This is a genomic window from Mycetocola sp. Y719 (genome assembly GCF_056713205.1).
Genome location: NZ_JBWYGY010000002.1, coordinates 93,021 through 109,811 on the forward strand (window position 1 = coordinate 93,021; position 16,791 = coordinate 109,811).

The window sequence follows — 16,791 nt, forward strand, 5'->3', positions numbered from 1 at the left end:
CCCCCTAGTGTGCCGCAGATTTCTGAGCTTCAGCCGCGTCGGCCTTCTGCTGCTGTCCGAGAACCGAATGCCTGCGTCCGTAAGCGAAGTAGATGATCAGGCCCAGCGCGAGCCAGACGAGGAATCGGACCCAGGTCAGCGTCGTCAGGTTGAGCATGAGCCAGATGCAGAGCGCCGCAGACAGGATCGGCAGGAACGGCGACCACGGGACCCTGAAGGCACGCTTCAGGTCTGGGCGCTTCTTCCGCAGCACGACGACAGCGATGCTCACGAGCACGAAAGCACTCAGCGTGCCGATGTTGATCATCTCCTCGAGCACGCCGACGTCCGTCAGCCCGGCGAGGAGTGCGACGGCCACACCGGTGATGATCTGGATCCGCACCGGGGTATGGCGCTTGTCGCTTGTCACACTGAGCGAGCGGGGAAGGAGGCCGTCGCGGCTCATCGCGAAGAGCACTCGCGCGAGGCCGAGCAGCAGCACCATGATCACGGTGGTGAGACCGGCGAGGATGCCGACCGAGATGACCTGGGCTGCCCAGTCCGCGCCGACGGCCACGAAGGCCGTTGCGAGCGACGGATCCTCGGCTTCGGCCAGCGTCGTGTATGGAACCATACCGGTGAGCACGAGGCTGACCCCGATGTACAGGACGGTGACGATGGCGAGCCCGCCGAAGATCCCGCGAGGCAGGTTCTTCTGTGGGTTCTTCACTTCCTCGGCGCTCGTGGCGACGACGTCGAATCCGATGAAGGCGAAGAAGACGAGGGACGCACCTGCCAGGAGCCCGAAGATCCCGTACTGCGCAGGGGCAGCTCCGGTCATGAACGCGAACAGGGACTGGGCCCAGACGTCGCTCGCTCCGCCTTCTGTGGGCTGCGCCGGGGGGATGAACGGGGTGTAGTTCTCCACCTTGATGAAGAAGGCGCCGACGACGATGACGAACACGACGATGGCGACCTTGATGATCGTGAACACCGCACCGACGCGGGCGGAAAGCTGTGTGCCGAGCACGAGCAGGGTGGTGAAGATGGCGACGATGACGAACGGGCCCCAGCTGACCTGCAGCCCGAGCAGGTTGATGGTATCGGGGACGTCCCAGCCCCACAGGTCGAAGACGAGCGAGAGGTAGATGCCCCAGTACTTCGCGATCACGGCGGCAGCGGTGAGCATTTCGAGGATGAGGTCCCAGCCGATGATCCACGCGAGGAGTTCGCCGAGCGTCGCGTACGTGAACGTGTATGCCGATCCGGCGACGGGGATCGTCGAGGCGAACTCGGCGTAACACATGATCGCCAATGCACAGGTGATCGCGGCGAGCACGAACGCGAGGCTGACCGACGGTCCGGCGTAGTCGCCTGCTGCCCGTGCGCCGACCGAGAAGATTCCAGCGCCGACCGCGACCGCGACGCCCATGACCATGAGGTCCCAGGTGCCGAGTGTGCGTTTGAGACTGCGGTGTTCCAGATGCGAGTCTGCGAGGGAATCCTCGATACTCTTCGTGCGCCAGAGACTCATCGTCATCCTTCCGACCTGTGACCCGAATGGGGCACGTTCCGAGGATGCCAGATCACGGGCTCCGCGTCGAGGATGAGAGGATCGAGGCATGACGGATGCCACAACGAATGTGACAGAGGCACGCACCGCAAGTGCAGCACCCTGGTGGACGCGAGCCGTGGTGTACCAGGTGTATCCACGCAGCTTCGCGGACTCCAACGGCGACGGGATCGGTGACCTCGGCGGCATCCGGTCGAAACTCGATTACCTGGCCGAGCTCGGCGTCGACGTGATCTGGCTCTCGCCGGTGTACCCGTCGCCCCAGCACGACAACGGGTACGACATCCGCGACTACGAGGACATCGATCCGGTGTTCGGCGACCTGGCCGAGTTCGACCGGCTGGTCGCTGACTCCCACGACCGTGGCATCAGGATCGTCATGGATCTCGTGGTCAACCACACGAGCGACGAACACGAGTGGTTCCGGGAGTCGGCGTCGTCGACAGACAACCCGAAACGGGACTGGTACTGGTGGAGGAAGCCGCGCGCGGACGGCGGCCTGCCGAACAGCTGGACGAGCGCCTTCTCCGGTCCTGCCTGGACGCTCGACGAGGCAAGCGGCGAGTACTACCTGCACCTCTTCGCGAAGCAGCAGCCCGACCTCAACTGGGAGAATCCCGAGGTGAGGCAGGCCGTATACGCGATGATGCGCCGGTGGCTGGACCGTGGCGTCGACGGCTTCAGGATGGACGTCATCAACCTCATCGCCAAGAAGACCGAACTCATCGACGGACCGGATCGCGGCACCGGTCTCGGCTTCACCATGGGGCCGCAGATCCACGACTTCCTCCAGGAGATGCACCGCGAGGTGTTCGCCGGCCGGTCGGGTCAGTACCTCACCGTTGGAGAGATGCCAGGGGTCAGCATCGAGGATGCTGTTCTGTTCACCGACCCGGCTCGTGCCGAGGTCGACATGGTGTTCCAGTTCGAGCATGTCTCGCTCGACTCCGGCAGGTCAAAGTTCGACGCGATCCCGCTGGACTTCGTCGCGCTGAAGACGAACCTCGCCAGGTGGCAGACCGGCCTGGCAGAACGGGGCTGGAACAGTCTCTACCTCAACAACCACGACCAGCCCCGGCTCGTGTCGCGGTTCGGGAACGATCGGGAGTTCCGGGTCGAGTCCGCGACACTGTGGGCGCTGGTGCTGCACCTCCACCGCGGGACGCCGTACATCTACCAGGGCGAGGAGATCGGCATGACCAACGTGCGGTTCGAGTCGATCGAGCACTACCGGGACATCGAATCCCTCAACCACTACCGCGAAGCGGTCGAAGACTTCGACCAGGCGCCGTCGAGCGTGCTCGACGGCATCCACTCCCGCGGAAGGGACAACGCCCGCACCCCGATGCAGTGGAACGATTCCGAGCACGCCGGCTTCACGACGGGCACACCGTGGATCGCCCTGAACCCCAATTACCCGGAGCTCAACGCCGAGGCGGACCGTGCCTCCGGCGCGAGCGTGTTCGACTTCTACCGCCGGCTGATCGCGCTCAGGCACGAGAACGACACGGTCGCGCTCGGCGAATTCGAACTGCTGGCGCCGACGCATCCGACGCTGTATGCGTTCACGCGCCGGTCGGCGACGGAGACCCTCGCCGTCGTGGCGAACGTCTCGGACGAGCCGTTCGACGGTGACCTGCCTGTCGACCTCGATGGCGCCGAACTCGTGCTCGGCAACTACACGGTCGGCGGCGACCTGCCGTTGCGGCCGTGGGAGGCCCGTCTCTACCGGCTCTGACCGCGGCATCCGCGCAAAGAAAACGGGCCGTTCACCTCGAGGTGAACGGCCCGTTTCGTACAGACTGAATTAGCGACGCAGTCCGAGACGCTCGATGAGCGAGCGGTAACGGTTGATGTCGACATCAGCCAGGTAGCCGAGAAGACGGCGACGCTGACCAACAAGCAGAAGCAGTCCACGACGCGAGTGGTGGTCGTGCTTGTGCTCTTTGAGGTGCTCGGTGAGATCCTTGATCCGCTGGGTCATCACTGCGACCTGGACCTCTGGGGATCCGGTGTCACCGGGGTGAGTTGCGTACGCTTCGATGATCGCCTTCTTGGCTTCGCCTTCAAGTGCCATAGGTTGATCCCCTTTTCTCTCGTTGCGCGGTGCCCGTCACAGAGTGTGCAGGCTCTCTTTATCCGCGGCCGTTAGACGGCAACCTCAAGAGTTTAGCAGGTTTCGCCTGCCCGGTCGGCGCTAGGGTGAAGCCGTTCAGCCGTGAAAGGTCTCCCGTACGGCTGCCGGCCGAAAGGATGCCATGTCGCACGATCTCACGGGCCTCCTCCGAGCCCTTCCCGTCTTCCCCGACGAGCTCCGGACCTTCGACACCGAGGCGGCGCCCGAGCATCCGGCAGACCTGTTCGCCGAGTGGCTGGCCGACGCGATCGAGGCCGGTGCGCCTGCGCCGCACGCCATGACGCTCTCCACCAGCGGACCGGACGGACGGGTGTCGGCACGAATGCTCATCCTCAAGGGGATCGACGAGCACGGCTGGATCTTCGCGTCCCGCGACGACGGCCCGAAAGCCCGCGACCTCGGTGCGAACCCGTTCGCCGCCCTCACCTTCTTCTGGCCGGCCGTCGGCCGGCAGGTGCGGGTCAGCGGGCCCGTGCGCAAACAGTCACGCGCCGACGGTGAAGCCGATTTCCTCGCCCGCCCGGCAGGTTCACGTGCCGCCGCATTCGTCGGGCACCAGAGCGAACCCCTGGCCTCGCTCGAGGACTACCGGGAGGCGTACGGCGCAGCATCCGCGCTCGTCGACGCGGATCCGTCACTCGTCGCCCGCACGTGGAACACGTGGGCGGTGGCCGCTGACCTGGTCGAGTTCTGGCAGGCTTCCGCCGACCGGGCGCACGTGCGCCTGCAGTACAGGCTGCACGGGAAAGCCTGGGAGCGCGGGCTCCTCTGGCCGTGATCAGCGTCGCTCGCCCGACAGGAGAAATTGTCGGGCCGTCACACCCGACAGGAGTCACAGCACATTCGCTGATCGGATCTCCTGTCGAGCGTGCGCGACGAGCGACCGAGGCGTAGGGTGCCGGCATGAGCGTGACGCTGGTGCTGCTGCCGAGCCCGTTGCTCGGCCCAGCGGCATGGCGAGAGGTCGGGGTCCTTCTCTCCTCACGGGGATGGGACGTTGCCGGACTCCCCCGGTTCGACGACGTCACGAGCTACCGCGACGTGCTCGCCACCTGGGAACGCGCGCTGCCGCCCGACGCCGACTACCTCCTCGTCCCGCACAGCAACGCCGGCCTGTTCGTCCCAGCACTCGGCGAGCACCGCTGCGTCGTTGGACACGTGTTCGTCGATGCCGGCCTGCCACCTGCCGCCGGACACGTACCCCTGGCTGAGCCCGCACACTATGGGATGCTGTCCCGGCTGGCCGATGACGACGGCATTCTTCCTCCGTGGAGCGGCTGGTGGGAGGACGCGCGGCTGGCCGAGCTGTTCCCCGATACGGAGACCCGCGAGCGCGTCGAAGCCGAACAGTCGCGGTTGCCCCTGTCGTACTTCGCCGAACGGATGCCGGTACCCGACGGCTGGATGCGACGCCCGAGCGGGTACGTCGCGTTCGGCGACACCTATGCCCGTGAGCGTCGGGTCGCCGAGGAGAAGAATTGGCCGGTGCGTGTGCTCCCAGGAGGTCACCTGCTCATGCTCACGGAGCCGGCGGCCGTGGCATCCGCCCTCGAGGACGTGCTCGGAGCGATCGGGTTCTCGGCCTGACGGATGCAGTGACGCTACTCGACGGACGAAGGGGGTCACGTTCTAAACTGGGACGCCATCCGACAGATCATGAGGACGATGATGAGTTCCGAGAAACCAGCACCAGACGCCGACGACGACGCCCTCAAGGCGGAAGAGACGAAGCGGAAGTTCCGCGAGGCCCTCGAGCGCAAGAAGGCGCAGTCGCAGGGCAAGGGTACGGATCACCTCGACGGAGAATCCTCGATCCACGCCGCGCACGGCCCGGCCTCGCACCAGCGGGAATTCCGCAGGAAGAGCGGGTAACGCCAGCATCAGCTGCGGGTCAGACCGCGCGTTCGAAGACGAGAAGCGTCGACGTCGCCGTCGCGATCACGTGACCGGCGGCATCCGTCAGCGCCGCAGACGCGAATGCCGCCCTTCGGCCGAACGAGATGAGGGACGCCTCTGCCCTGACGCGCCCGGTCTCGGCGGTCATCGGACGGTGGTACGACGTCTTCAGTTCGAGCGTGGTGTAGGCCTGCGTCGGGGAGATCCGGGTGTGCACAGCTGCGCCGCACGCGGAGTCGAGGAGGGTCGCGGCGAATCCGCCGTGCACGGTGCCGACGAGATTCATCACGGCCGGGCCGGGCACGCCCTCGAACGCTGCAAAGCCCTTCGCCACTTCGACGAGGTCGAAATCGAGTGCGTCGCCGATCGCCGGGCGCGTCCCCGACGCGATCAGTGCCTGCAATTGTTCGATGCCGGAGAGTCCGTGCAGTGATGCGTCGTCGAGAAGGTTCATCCGTTCAGCTTACGGATGCCGCCGGCGCCGGATGCCGCCGGGCGGTCAGCAGGAGATCGCACGATTCGCAGGAGGAAAACCGGGGTTTGGTCCTGCAGATCGTGAAATCTCCTGTTCCCCGTGCGTTCAGCGCAGACCGGGCAGCCGGGCCGCCACGTCGGCGAGGATGTCCTCCGAGCCGGCGTAGAGGCCGTCGGCGCGAGGCCAGTGGGTGATCACGTCGGTGAAGCCGAGCTCGCCTGCCCTGCCGACCGTGTCGTCGAACCGACCGATGCTCTCGAGCGCATACGCGCCACCGGAGTCGATCATGAGGTAGCGATCAAGCGCGAGCGGGTCTGTGCCGACCGACCCTGCTGCGTCCTCGAACCGGTCGGCGAGCTCAGCCACCGAGTCCCACCATTCCTCGCCCTCTGCTCCGTCCCGCCCGGTGGTCACCCAGCCCTGCCCGTACTCAGCCGCGACGCGCATGCCCTTCGGCCCGTTCGCGGCCACGACGAAAGGGACCCGCGGCTGCTGCGCCGGCGTTCCGACCATGCGGGCGTTGACGGCCGTGAACCAGTCGCCGTCGAAGCTGACGCCGCCGCTGCCCGGTAGTTCGTGGCGGAGCAGGAGATCGAGCCCCGAAACGAACTCGGCGAAACGCTCATGCCGTTCCCGCGGCGACAGCTCACGGTAGCCGAGAACGAAGGCGTCGAACCCGGTGCCCCCTGGCCCGATCCCGAGCCGGAAACGTCCGCCCGAGATCTCGTCGAGCGTTGCGACGTCCTTCGCGAACGGCACAGGATCCCTGAAGTTCGGTGACGAGACGATGACACCGAGCGAGATGGTGCTCGTGACGACGGCCGCAGCCGTGAGTGTCGGGATCGTCGCGTGCCACGGCTCGTCGGCCAGGGTCCGCCATGACAGGTGGTCGTAGGTCCAGGCGGCGTCGAAACCGTACTCTTCGGCGGCCACCCATTTCCGCTGCGCCTCGCGCCAGGGGTCCTGAGGGAGGATCGTGATTCCACATCGCATGCGCCGAGTCTACGGGTGGCCCGGATGCCGCCGCGCCGTCAGAAAAGTACCCCCCGTGTCAGGGGGCGATGACAGACTTCCGACATGACAACGCGACAGCTCCCGACTCCGACCGCACCAGGCATCCCTGCCCCGCCCGAGGGCTCGCACCGCTGTTTCATCGTGCCGCCCTACCTGCTCGCCCACCTCGCCACCATCGAGGATCCCCGGCTGGATCACGCCCGTCGTGCTGCGCAGCGCGCACTCGAGAGTGCGCACCCGTACCACTCCATTCGGCCGGGTGAACCGACCACGATGCGCCCTCCCGTGGTCGCGCCGAAGCCGTCACCGAACGCCGACCCGTCGCTGCCGGAACGCGCCATCTCGGATGCCGGGAACACCGAGACGCTGCCCGGTCGCCTCGTGCGCAGCGAAGGCGAGCCCGCCGTGTCAGACGCCACCGTCAACGAGGCCTACGACGGGCTCGGAGACACCCACGCGCTCTACTGGGACGTCTTCGACCGGGCCTCCATCGATGCCAACGGCCTCCCCCTCCACGCCACCGTTCACTACGGCGACGCGTACGACAACGCATTCTGGGATGGCGGCCGTATGGTCTTCGGCGACGGTGACGGCCAGGTCTTCGCCGGGTTCACCCGCTCGCTCAGCGTCATCGGGCACGAACTGACCCACGGGGTCACGCAATACACAGCGAACCTCGTCTACTCGGGCCAGTCTGGTGCGCTCAACGAATCCGTGTCAGACGTCTTCGGCGCCCTCGTCGAGCAGTACACACTCGGTCAGGACGTGACGCAGGCGAGCTGGCTGATCGGCGAGGGGATCTTCACCGACGAGGTCGAAGGAACGGCGCTGCGGTCGATGAAGGCCCCAGGGACGGCGTATGACGACGACGTCCTCGGGAAGGACCCGCAGCCCGGCCACATGAAGGACTACGTCGAAACCGACGACGACAACGGAGGCGTCCACCTGAACTCCGGCATCCCGAACCATGCGTTCTACCTCGCGGCGACCGCGATCGGTGGCAAGGCATGGGAGGCCGCAGGGCGGATCTGGTACGAGACCCTCACCGGCGATATCAAGGCCACCACCGATTTCCGTGGCTTCGCCGAGGCCACGACGGTCGTCGCCGAGCGGATCTACGGCGACACCTCCGCCGAGGCGGATGCCGTCAGGTCGGCCTGGCAGGCGGTAGGCGTCACGGGCTGAGCAGAGTACGATCGCGGTCATGAAGGTGACCGTGACCCGAAGCGGCGGATTCGCCGGCATCCCTCGCCGCTGGCAGGTGTACGTGGAGAAGGAACCGGACGAAGAGGCCTGGCTCGTTCTGCTCGGAAACCTGCCGTGGGACGACGTCCCTCAGGACGCTCCGCAGCCCGACAGGTACCTGTACCGGATCAACTGCGAACCGTACGAATCGGTCATCCCGGAGCCGCGCGAAGCGGTCATTCCCGAACAGGACCTCACCGGCCCATGGCGGGAACTCGTCGACCGGGTCCGTGAACGTGACGAGCAGAAACGCGACCTGCGCCCGGCGCATCCGTTCACGCCGCCGGAGAAGTGAGCGTCAGACCCTGGCCACCTCTGGCGGGACGAACTCTTCGAGCGACTTCCCACGCTTGTCGGCGAGGGTGAGCGCTGCGACCGCTGCGATGAGGAAGAAGGCGGCGAAGACGCTGAACAGCAGCACGTTGCCGCCGACACCGGTGAGCAGCGGCACGGCGAGCGGGGCGATGATCGAGGCGATCCGGCCGATCCCCGCGGCCCAGCCGGAGCCGGTGGCCCGCAGCTCGGTCGGGTACAGCTCTGGCGTCACAGCGTAGAGCGCGCCCCATGCGCCGAGGTTGAAGAACGACAGCAGCATGCCTGCGCCGATCACCTGCCATTCCAGCCCGGCCTGGCCGAACAGCACAGCGGAGACGGCCGAACCGGTGAGGAACAGCGCCAGGGTCTTGTTCCTCCCCCACTTCTCCACCAGCCATGCGGCGACGAGGTATCCGGGCAGTTGAGCGAGCGTGATGATGAGGGTGTAGCCGAACGAACGGACCAGGGAGAATCCGGATGCCACCAGGATCGTCGGCAACCAGACGAATGCCCCGTAGTACGAGAAATTGACACAGAACCAGACGACCCAGAGGGCCGCGGTCTGCAGGCGGTGCGGGCGCGCCCACAACGCGGATACCTGGCGTCCGGCGCTCAGACGGGGTTTGGACGCGACCGCGACCTCCGGCGCGACCGGCTGTTCGGGCGGCGTGACGCCGGCCGAACGCTCGAACCGCTGGACGGTCGCCTCCGCCTCAGCGGTCCGGCCCCTGGATTCAAGGAAGCGGACGGACTCAGGCAGCCCGAACCGGATGAACGCGGCGTACAGCGCGGGAACAGCGCCGATGGCCAGCGCCCAGCGCCAGCCTTCAGCGCTGGATGGGACGACGACGAATCCGATGATCGCTGCGAGCGTCCAGCCGACGGCCCAGAACGCTTCGAGCAGCACGATGATCCGGCCGCGGATCCGAGGAGGCGCGAACTCCGAGACAAGCGTCGACGCCACGGGAAGTTCAGCACCGAGGCCGAGGCCGACGACGAAGCGCAGGGCGATGAGCACACCTACGGACCACGAGAGCGCAGACGCGCCCGTGGCGATGCCGAAGATGAGGAGGGTGATGGCGAACACCTGCCGCCGGCCGAGCCGGTCGGCGAGGAGACCGCCGAGGCTCGCGCCGATAGCCATGCCGATGAAACCGGACGAAGCGACCCAGCTCAGCTCGGGTCCTGTCAGGCTCCAGGTCACCGCGAGCTGGGCGAGCACGAACGAGATCAACCCGACATCCATGGCGTCGAGTGCCCAGCCCATGCCGGAGCCGACGAGCAGCTTGCGGTGCTCACGGGTGAACGGCAGGGCGTCAAGTCGTTCCAGCCGTGAGCGGGGAGATGCTGGTTCGTTCATCTGCTTATTCTGTCGCGTGTGCGTGCGGTGGTGCGTCAGGACGGCGTGTCGCCGGCGAACTGCGCGGCGAGGAGCTCGAGTGTCTGCACCCGTCCCGGCGCACGGTCGGTCGGATCGGCGTCATATGCGGACGCACCGGGCGACACCATGACCTCGTCCACGTCGAAGCGCTTCGCGAGCTCGCGCACGCGGCCGGCCGCGGCGACGGGCTCGTCGATGATCCAGCTGTCGAGCGACGCGGCGATGAACTCGTCCTGCAACCCGGTCATGGTCGTCGCTGCGGCCTCTTCGACCGTGGCCAGTCGCCCGAGTTTCTCGTTCGTGCGCAGGCGCGCCATGTGCTGGAGGTTCGGCAGGGCCAGGGCACGCGCTTCGGATGCCGTCGGCGCTGCGACCACGTTGGCAGTGACGAAAGTGCGCGGTGCGTCGAGCAGGTAAGAGGGACGGAACTGGCTCCTGTAGATCTCCAGCGCCCGTTCGGCGCCAGCGCCCGCGAAATGGTGGGCGAAGACGTACGGAAGTCCGAGCGACGCGGCGAGGGTCGCCGAATAATCGCTCGAACCCAGCAGCCAAACGACGGGTGTGGTCGTCGCCGCCGGTGTCGCCCGCAGCTGGTATTCGTCACCGCTCGTCAGACGCACCGTCGCGCCCTCGTCACCGAGAAGAGTGATGATGTCACTGACGTAGTTCGGGAAGCTGTTGACGTCGCTGGTCGCTCCGGAGCGGTTGAGCACCGCTGTCACAACGGGGTCGCTGCCCGGTGCACGGCCGAGGCCGAGATCGATGCGCCCCGGCGTCGCTGCTTCGAGGATGGCGAACTGTTCGGCGACGACGAGCGGCGCGTGGTTCGGAAGCATCACGCCGCCTGAACCGACACGGATGCGCGACGTGTGCGCTGCGAGGATGCCGATGATGACGGCGGGGTTCGTCGACGCCACCGATGGCATGTTGTGATGCTCGGCGACCCAGTAGCGCTCGAAGCCGAGGTCATCGGCGGCACGGGCCAGGCCGATCGATGCGGCCAGGGCCTCAGCGGAGGTCTGCCGGGAACGGACAGGGACGAGATCAAGAACAGAGAGTTTCACACACACAACCTTTCGAGAAGTCCAAGCCACTTCCCGTCCGCCGCATTCCCGCCCGGGAGCATCCGGTCGGATCGACCCAGCCTCTTCGGTCAGGCGAGCAACTGCTGCCAGCCGGTGCCTGCCGCGTGCTCGAAGACGAGGTTCGTCTCGGTGTGGGCGACCGCGGGGTGGCCGGTGAGGTACTGCACGACGAATTCGCGCAGGTCGGCTGTGCTCCGTGCGGCGACATGCATCAGGTAGTCGTCTCGTCCACCCATGTGGAACATCGACAGGACTCCGGGCCAGGTCGGCGCCTCCCTGCGGAACTTCTGGATGTCCGCACGGTTGTGCTGGGCCAGCTGGACGGCGATGAGGGCCTGCAGCGGCGCGCCGAGCACGGCGAGGTCGATGTCGGCGTGATATCCGGTGATGTGGCCGGACTGGTGCAGCCGCCGGAGGCGAAGCGAGACCGTGGATTCGGCGAGGCCGAGGTCGGTGGCCAGTTGCGATCCGGACGCCCTCGCGTTGGCCGATAGTGCCCGGAGAAGCGCGCGGTCGGTACTGTCGAGTTGGGGCTTCTTCGGTTCCATGACTGCATTCCTTAACGATGACGAATCATCTTCGGTATATTGCCGGTGAACCTATAGTACCTGTTACATCTCTTGTAGTCGATCGAAGAATCTGCTGAGATTCGGACATGCTCAATGATGACGCACGCTTCGAAACGCTCGCTGTCCACGGCGGGATGTCCGGACTCCGAGACCAGGGATCGCACGTTCCCCCTATCGATTTTTCCACGACGAACCCCCTCGGCGGAATCGAATCAGGTGGCGAGTCCTACGAAAACCTCGCGACGGGACATCCGATCGAAGACGGGTCGAGCGCCGTGTACCAGCGACTCTGGCAGCCGGGAGTGGCGCGCTTCGAGCAGTCACTTGCCGCCCTCGAGGGCGCAGAAGCCGCTGTCGCGTTCAGCACGGGGATGGCAGCACTCTCCGCCGTTCTCATCGCCTGCGTGCGCGCAGGCACCGGCCACGTCGTGGCGCTGCGGCCCCTGTACGGCGGCACGGACCACGTCCTCGAATCGGGTTTTCTCGGAACGACGGTCAGCTGGGTCGACCCCGGTGACGTGGCGGGCGCCATCCGTGCAGACACCGGACTGATCATCCTCGAGTCCCCAGCGAATCCGACGCTCGAGCTGGTCGACATCGCCGCCGTCGTCGCGCAGGCCGGCGGCATCCCCGTGATGGTCGACAACACCTTCGCCTCCCCCGTGCTGCAGCAGCCGATCAGGCACGGCGCGACTCTGGTGATGCACAGCGCCACGAAGTTTCTCGGCGGGCACGGGGATGTCATGGGTGGCGTTATCGCCGGACCCGAACACTGGATGAACCGGCTCCGCCAGGTTCGCGCGCTCACCGGCGGCCTGTTGCATCCGTTCGCCGCCTACCTGCTCCACCGGGGTCTGCGGACACTGCCGGTGCGGGTGCGCGCACAGCAGGAGACCGCGGCACTGGTCGCCGCCCAGCTCCACGGCCACCCCGCTGTGCTCGACGTGCTGTACCCGGGCCTCGCCGGCCGCGACCCGGAGAACCTGATCGGGCGGCAGCTCGCAGGACCCGGATCGATCCTCGCCCTCGACCTCGGCAGTTTCGCCGCCGCGAAGGCGTTCACCGAGGCCTGCCGGCTCGTCACCCACGCCGTGTCGCTCGGCGGCGTCGACTCGCTCGTTCAGCATCCGGCATCGCTGACCCACCGGCCCGTGGCCGAAGAGGCGCGCCCCGGTGCCGGGATCGTGCGGCTGTCGATCGGGCTCGAGCACATCGAGGACCTGATGTCCGACCTGAACGGAGCGCTGGAGGCCGCGGCGGCCGCAGACATCCGCCCGGCAATGCTGGCGAACGGGTCAGGCGGCCAATAGGCTCGGCCGCATGGTCATCCTCATCACCATCGCCGCGACGCTGTCAGCAGCGATCCACGTGCTCATCTTCTACTGGGAGTCGCTGGCCTGGACCCGGCCGACGATCTGGAAGCGCTTCGGCCTGCGGAGCCAGGAGGAGGCCGAAACCACCAGGGTGTTCGCGTACAACCAGGGGTACTACAACCTGTTCCTCGCAATCGGAGCCCTCGTCGGCGCGGTGCTCTACGGCATCGGTTGGACGGATGCCGGCTTCGCCCTCGGGCTGTTCTCGGTCTCGTGCATGCTCGCGGCCGCCATCGTGCTCGTGACGAGCGGGCCGGGACGCATCCGGGCGGCCGCACTGCAGGGCTTCTTCCCGCTCATCACGATCGTGCTCTACATCTGGAGCTGGACCATCGACCACTGAGTCCGACCGGCGTTCGTCGACCGGCGCCGGGTGCCCGTCAGGCCGGTTCGGCCACGATCGCCTGGACGTCGTACCCGGACAGTCTCTCCCGGCCGCCGAGTCCCTGCAGTTCGAGCACGAGACCGATGCCTGTAACGGTGTAACCGCAGCGTTCGACAAGCCTGGCCGCCGCGCCGCAGCTGCCGCCCGTTGCCAGGATGTCGTCGACGACGAGAACGCGGGTACCTGCGGCGAGCTGCCCCGGACGGATCTCGAGGGTTGCGGATCCGTATTCGAGGGCGTAGTCCTCGCTGAGGACCTCACCGGGGAGCTTCCCCGCCTTGCGGACGGCGGCGAGTGGGACGTGAGCCGCGTATGCCAGGGCGGCGCCGAGGAGGAATCCGCGCGCCTCCACTCCGGCGACCGCGTCGAAACGCCCGGCGAAGCGGGACGCGAGGTCGTCGATCACCGCGCGGAAGGCATCCGCATCGGCGAAGACCGGGGTCAGGTCACGAAACACGATCCCGGGCTTCGGAAAGTCCGGGATCGTGTCGCTCAGTTCAAGAACGAGCTCTGAGACGCTCAAGCGTTACTTCACTCCGAGCAGGTCGATGACGAAGATCAGCGTCTGGCCGGAGAGCGGGTGGTTGCCGCCTGCAGCACCGTAAGCCAGGTGCGGCGGGACGGTGAGCTTGCGGCGTCCGCCGACCTTCATGCCGGGGATGCCTTCCTGCCAGCCGGCGATGAGGTTGCGAAGCGGGAAGTTGATCGACTCGCCGCGGCTCCATGAGGAGTCGAACTCGTCGCCGGAGTCGTAAGAGACGCCGAGGTAGTGAACGTTGACGGTGGAGGAGGCCTGTGCCTCGTCGCCCTCGCCGACGATGAGGTCGACGACCTCGAGCTCTACGGGGGCTGGACCCTCTGGCGCGTCGATTTCGGGCTTGGTGTTCTGCGATTCGGTCATGGGTCCATCCAACCCTCTCACCGCCCACGCGTCAAAGTCAGTCGCCACCAGGCTCGAGTTCGTCGACGACTGGATGTTCGTCTACTCCACGAACGTTCGACCTGCTCCAGCCGTCGGTGTGGCAACGACTGGACCGCATCGTGCAGGCTGTCGGCTCCAGGACGCTCGACCAGACCCGGCTCAGCTGATGCCGTCGCCGCCCGGAAAAACCTTGCGCTCACGGCGACCCGGGTGCATGCTGGACGCAGTACAACTCATCGCCCCGTCGACCTGCAGGCAATGCCGCGGCACAGGGCGATGAGTCTGTTAACGGGCCGCTTCGCCGCGCTACGGTGTCAGGAGCCGTCGCCTGGCGTCGACGACGGCGGCGAGAAGTTCCTGCTCGGATGCGCGGTGGACGAGTTCGTTCCTGCCGGTGATCATCCGCTGCCTGGTCATCGCGAGGCGGGTGGCATCCCTCGTGAAGTCCGCCATGGCGGTCCCCCGATCGCCTGGGAGCGTGCGGGCCCACGCACGTGCCTGGCGCCGGCCCGGCCAGGTCGCGAGCATCTGCACCTCTCCAGGGGTGAACCAGCCCGCCGCCGCGTAGTCGTTCAGCCGCGCCACGGTCAGACGGATCTCGTGCCGCCGCACGAGGACCGTCATGACGAGGAGCACAACGAAGATCGGCACCTGCACGATGACGTAATAGGAGGCGTACGACTCGAGCGATGTGACGACGAACGTCGAGCCGTTCCAGAGCGCGTGCAGCAGGATGGCGCCCACCAGCCCCACGAAGAAGTAGCCGACGGCTCCGAGCCCGGCGTGACGCCTGGCAGCCAGCCCGAGGGCGAGTCCGGTGAGGGCTGTGAAGGTGACGTGGGCGAAGGGCGACATGACCGCGCGGAGGAAGAACGTCGCGCCGAGTTGCTCGACGCCGCCGTCGGCGAGCGCGAGGCCGAAATACTGGATGTTCTCGGTGAAGGCGAAACCGGCGGCGACGACTGCCGCGTAGACGAGCCCGTCGACCGGCCCGGAGAAGTGTTTGCGCGCCACGAAGAACAGGATGAGCAGCCCGACGCCCTTCGCGGTCTCTTCGACGATCGGAGCCTGCACCGTCGCCTGGATGAGGTCGCCTGACCCCTCCCCGCCGGCGATCATGGCGGCGATCTGGACGCCGAGGTCGACGACGAGAGCGATGGCCACAGACGCCGCAGCACCCCAGAGGAACGCGAACAGGAGTGCCAGGCGCGGTTCGGGTTCCCACCTGTCGATCCATGCCACTGCGGCGAGCACGACGGCGAGGGGAAGAAGGGCGGCCACGAAACCGGCAGCAACGGCGCCGGGGCCGAGGAACACGACGAGGTAAGCGAAGACTGCCACCAGAATGAGGCTCAGGATGCCGACGGCGATGACGCCGAGGACTGTCCCGGTCGACGACGGTTTCACTGTCCGGGACCAGACCGGCTGCGCCGGCTGTGGCGCGTGCTGGGGCGACGAGTACTCGTTGGGCGATGGCGACATCCGATCAGAGTAGTGGCAGATCGGGCCGAAAGAGCGCCGTCCCGCGGCGACCGGGCGGTCGGATAGCCTAGAGAAGTGAGATTCGCACACCTCGTCGACGAGGAGAACACCGGCTCCCCTGTCCGCCTGGCGATTGTGAACGGGAACGGAGCCCTGTTTCTCGACGAAATCCTCGACGATGCGCCCGCCTCCCTGCAGCAACTGATCGAACGCGGAGACGACGAACTCACCCGGGTGCGCAGCCTCACCCACGCCGCTCTGGCGCAGGGTGTCGGCCTCACGCCTCTTGCCGACCTGCGGTTCGCATCCGCTGTGCTCCGGCCGCCGCAGATCATCGCCATCGGCCTCAACTACTCAGCGCACTCCGCTGAACTCAACCTCAAGGCGGACTCGGCCCCGACGGTCTTCTCGCTCTGGCCGAACTCCCTGGCCGGTCACGATGGAACCACCATCTGGCCCCGGTCGCTCAGCGAGTCCATCGACTACGAGGCCGAACTCGGCGTGATCATCGGAAAGCCGGCGAAGGACGTCTCGGTTGAGGATGCCCTGGACTACGTCTTCGGGTACACCGTCGTCAACGACATCACGGCCCGCGACATCCAGTATTCGGAGGCCCAGTGGTCGAGGTGCAAGTCGTTCGACGGCTTCACTCCGACCGGTCCCGTCGTCGTCACGCGTGACGAGATCGCAGACCCGCAGAAGCTGCACATCTCGACGGTGCTCGACGGTCACCTCATGCAGGATTCGTCGACGGCGATGATGATCCGGTCGGTACCGACGCTCATCTCCTACCTGTCCCGTTCGGCGACGCTCCAGCCGGGCACCCTGATATCGACAGGGAGCCCGGGTGGAGCCGGATATTCACGTGACCCGCAGGTGTTCCTCCGCGACCGCTCCACGGTGACGGTGTCGGTCGAGGGCATCGGCGAACTGACCACCCACTGCCGACTCACCTGAGTC

The 16,791-nt window shown here is 66.8% G+C and carries 19 protein-coding genes; 9 read left to right on the forward strand and 10 right to left on the reverse strand.

Translation table 11 applies throughout. The features are described 5' to 3' along the window. Positions 1 to 4: 4 nt before the first annotated feature. The gene (locus tag AC1M0F_RS06785) at positions 5 to 1,513 is read right to left on the reverse strand and encodes an amino acid permease (RefSeq protein ID WP_480237464.1); all 1,509 of its coding nucleotides are present in this window, start codon (positions 1,511 to 1,513) and stop codon (positions 5 to 7) included. Positions 1,514 to 1,601: 88 nt separating this feature from the next. Between AC1M0F_RS06785 and AC1M0F_RS06790 the strand changes: the two genes are divergently transcribed. Then, the gene (locus tag AC1M0F_RS06790) at positions 1,602 to 3,290 is read left to right on the forward strand and encodes a glycoside hydrolase family 13 protein (RefSeq protein WP_480237465.1); all 1,689 of its coding nucleotides are present in this window, start codon (positions 1,602 to 1,604) and stop codon (positions 3,288 to 3,290) included. 69 nt (positions 3,291 to 3,359) lie between these two features. Here AC1M0F_RS06790 and rpsO read toward each other — a convergent pair whose 3' ends face one another. Beyond that, positions 3,360 to 3,629, reverse strand: coding sequence for a 30S ribosomal protein S15 (rpsO, locus tag AC1M0F_RS06795; protein ID WP_196834161.1), 270 nt, complete (start codon positions 3,627 to 3,629; stop codon positions 3,360 to 3,362). Positions 3,630 to 3,810: 181 nt separating this feature from the next. Between rpsO and AC1M0F_RS06800 the strand changes: the two genes are divergently transcribed. The 3 genes from AC1M0F_RS06800 to AC1M0F_RS06810 all read left to right on the forward strand — a co-directional run bounded on the left by AC1M0F_RS06800 (position 3,811) and on the right by AC1M0F_RS06810 (position 5,561). Further along, positions 3,811 to 4,467 carry a pyridoxine/pyridoxamine 5'-phosphate oxidase gene (locus tag AC1M0F_RS06800; RefSeq protein WP_480237466.1) on the forward strand — a complete coding sequence of 219 codons (657 nt, stop codon included), beginning with the start codon at positions 3,811 to 3,813 and terminating at the stop codon, positions 4,465 to 4,467. Positions 4,468 to 4,592: 125 nt separating this feature from the next. Beyond that, positions 4,593 to 5,276: a hypothetical protein gene (locus AC1M0F_RS06805; RefSeq protein ID WP_480237467.1), complete on the forward strand. Its 684-nt coding sequence runs from the start codon at positions 4,593 to 4,595 to the stop codon at positions 5,274 to 5,276. An 81-nt stretch (positions 5,277 to 5,357) separates the two neighbouring features. Next, a complete protein-coding gene (locus AC1M0F_RS06810; protein ID WP_480237468.1) occupies positions 5,358 to 5,561 on the forward strand; it encodes a DUF5302 domain-containing protein in 204 nt (67 codons plus the stop codon). 19 nt (positions 5,562 to 5,580) lie between these two features. Here AC1M0F_RS06810 and AC1M0F_RS06815 read toward each other — a convergent pair whose 3' ends face one another. Both AC1M0F_RS06815 and AC1M0F_RS06820 read right to left on the reverse strand, forming a co-directional pair. Further along, the gene (locus AC1M0F_RS06815; RefSeq protein ID WP_480237469.1) at positions 5,581 to 6,039 is read right to left on the reverse strand and encodes a PaaI family thioesterase; all 459 of its coding nucleotides are present in this window, start codon (positions 6,037 to 6,039) and stop codon (positions 5,581 to 5,583) included. A gap of 126 nt (positions 6,040 to 6,165) precedes the next feature. Next, positions 6,166 to 7,053 (reverse strand): LLM class flavin-dependent oxidoreductase, encoded by an 888-nt coding sequence (locus tag AC1M0F_RS06820; protein ID WP_480237470.1) that lies wholly within the window; start codon positions 7,051 to 7,053, stop codon positions 6,166 to 6,168. Between the two features lie 84 nt (positions 7,054 to 7,137). Here AC1M0F_RS06820 and AC1M0F_RS06825 point away from each other — a divergent pair, with 84 nt between their 5' ends. Both AC1M0F_RS06825 and AC1M0F_RS06830 read left to right on the forward strand, forming a co-directional pair. Continuing rightward, complete coding sequence (locus tag AC1M0F_RS06825) at positions 7,138 to 8,259, forward strand: M4 family metallopeptidase (protein WP_480237471.1); 1,122 nt, start codon at positions 7,138 to 7,140, stop codon at positions 8,257 to 8,259. Positions 8,260 to 8,278: 19 nt separating this feature from the next. Then, entirely contained in the window at positions 8,279 to 8,614 is a 336-nt protein-coding gene (locus AC1M0F_RS06830) for a protealysin inhibitor emfourin (protein WP_480237472.1), read from the forward strand. Between the two features lie 3 nt (positions 8,615 to 8,617). Here AC1M0F_RS06830 and AC1M0F_RS06835 read toward each other — a convergent pair whose 3' ends face one another. From AC1M0F_RS06835 to AC1M0F_RS06845, 3 genes are all read right to left on the reverse strand, one after another. Further along, complete coding sequence (locus AC1M0F_RS06835; RefSeq protein ID WP_480237473.1) at positions 8,618 to 9,994, reverse strand: MFS transporter; 1,377 nt, start codon at positions 9,992 to 9,994, stop codon at positions 8,618 to 8,620. Between the two features lie 35 nt (positions 9,995 to 10,029). Continuing rightward, positions 10,030 to 11,079, reverse strand: a complete 1,050-nt coding sequence (locus AC1M0F_RS06840) for an LLM class flavin-dependent oxidoreductase (RefSeq protein WP_480237474.1) — start codon at positions 11,077 to 11,079, stop codon at positions 10,030 to 10,032. An 89-nt stretch (positions 11,080 to 11,168) separates the two neighbouring features. After that, entirely contained in the window at positions 11,169 to 11,648 is a 480-nt protein-coding gene (locus AC1M0F_RS06845; protein ID WP_090710930.1) for an Lrp/AsnC family transcriptional regulator, read from the reverse strand. Between the two features lie 107 nt (positions 11,649 to 11,755). On the opposite strand from AC1M0F_RS06845, the gene AC1M0F_RS06850 reads away from it, so the two are divergent. After that, positions 11,756 to 12,979, forward strand: a complete 1,224-nt coding sequence (locus AC1M0F_RS06850; protein ID WP_480237475.1) for a trans-sulfuration enzyme family protein — start codon at positions 11,756 to 11,758, stop codon at positions 12,977 to 12,979. Positions 12,980 to 12,989: 10 nt separating this feature from the next. Further along, positions 12,990 to 13,385, forward strand: coding sequence for a DUF1304 domain-containing protein (locus AC1M0F_RS06855; protein WP_480237476.1), 396 nt, complete (start codon positions 12,990 to 12,992; stop codon positions 13,383 to 13,385). 37 nt (positions 13,386 to 13,422) lie between these two features. On the opposite strand, the gene AC1M0F_RS06860 is transcribed toward AC1M0F_RS06855, so the two are convergent. The 3 genes from AC1M0F_RS06860 to AC1M0F_RS06870 form a co-directional block, all read right to left on the reverse strand. After that, positions 13,423 to 13,950 carry an adenine phosphoribosyltransferase gene (locus tag AC1M0F_RS06860; RefSeq protein WP_480237477.1) on the reverse strand — a complete coding sequence of 176 codons (528 nt, stop codon included), beginning with the start codon at positions 13,948 to 13,950 and terminating at the stop codon, positions 13,423 to 13,425. Positions 13,951 to 13,953: 3 nt separating this feature from the next. Further along, positions 13,954 to 14,328, reverse strand: coding sequence for an FKBP-type peptidyl-prolyl cis-trans isomerase (locus tag AC1M0F_RS06865; protein WP_480237478.1), 375 nt, complete (start codon positions 14,326 to 14,328; stop codon positions 13,954 to 13,956). 327 nt (positions 14,329 to 14,655) lie between these two features. Next, on the reverse strand, positions 14,656 to 15,831 hold the full coding sequence (locus AC1M0F_RS06870) for a PrsW family intramembrane metalloprotease (RefSeq protein WP_480237479.1): 1,176 nt from the start codon (positions 15,829 to 15,831) through the stop codon (positions 14,656 to 14,658). Between the two features lie 75 nt (positions 15,832 to 15,906). Here AC1M0F_RS06870 and AC1M0F_RS06875 point away from each other — a divergent pair, with 75 nt between their 5' ends. Next, positions 15,907 to 16,788 carry a fumarylacetoacetate hydrolase family protein gene (locus AC1M0F_RS06875; protein ID WP_480237480.1) on the forward strand — a complete coding sequence of 294 codons (882 nt, stop codon included), beginning with the start codon at positions 15,907 to 15,909 and terminating at the stop codon, positions 16,786 to 16,788. Positions 16,789 to 16,791: the final 3 nt, after the last annotated feature.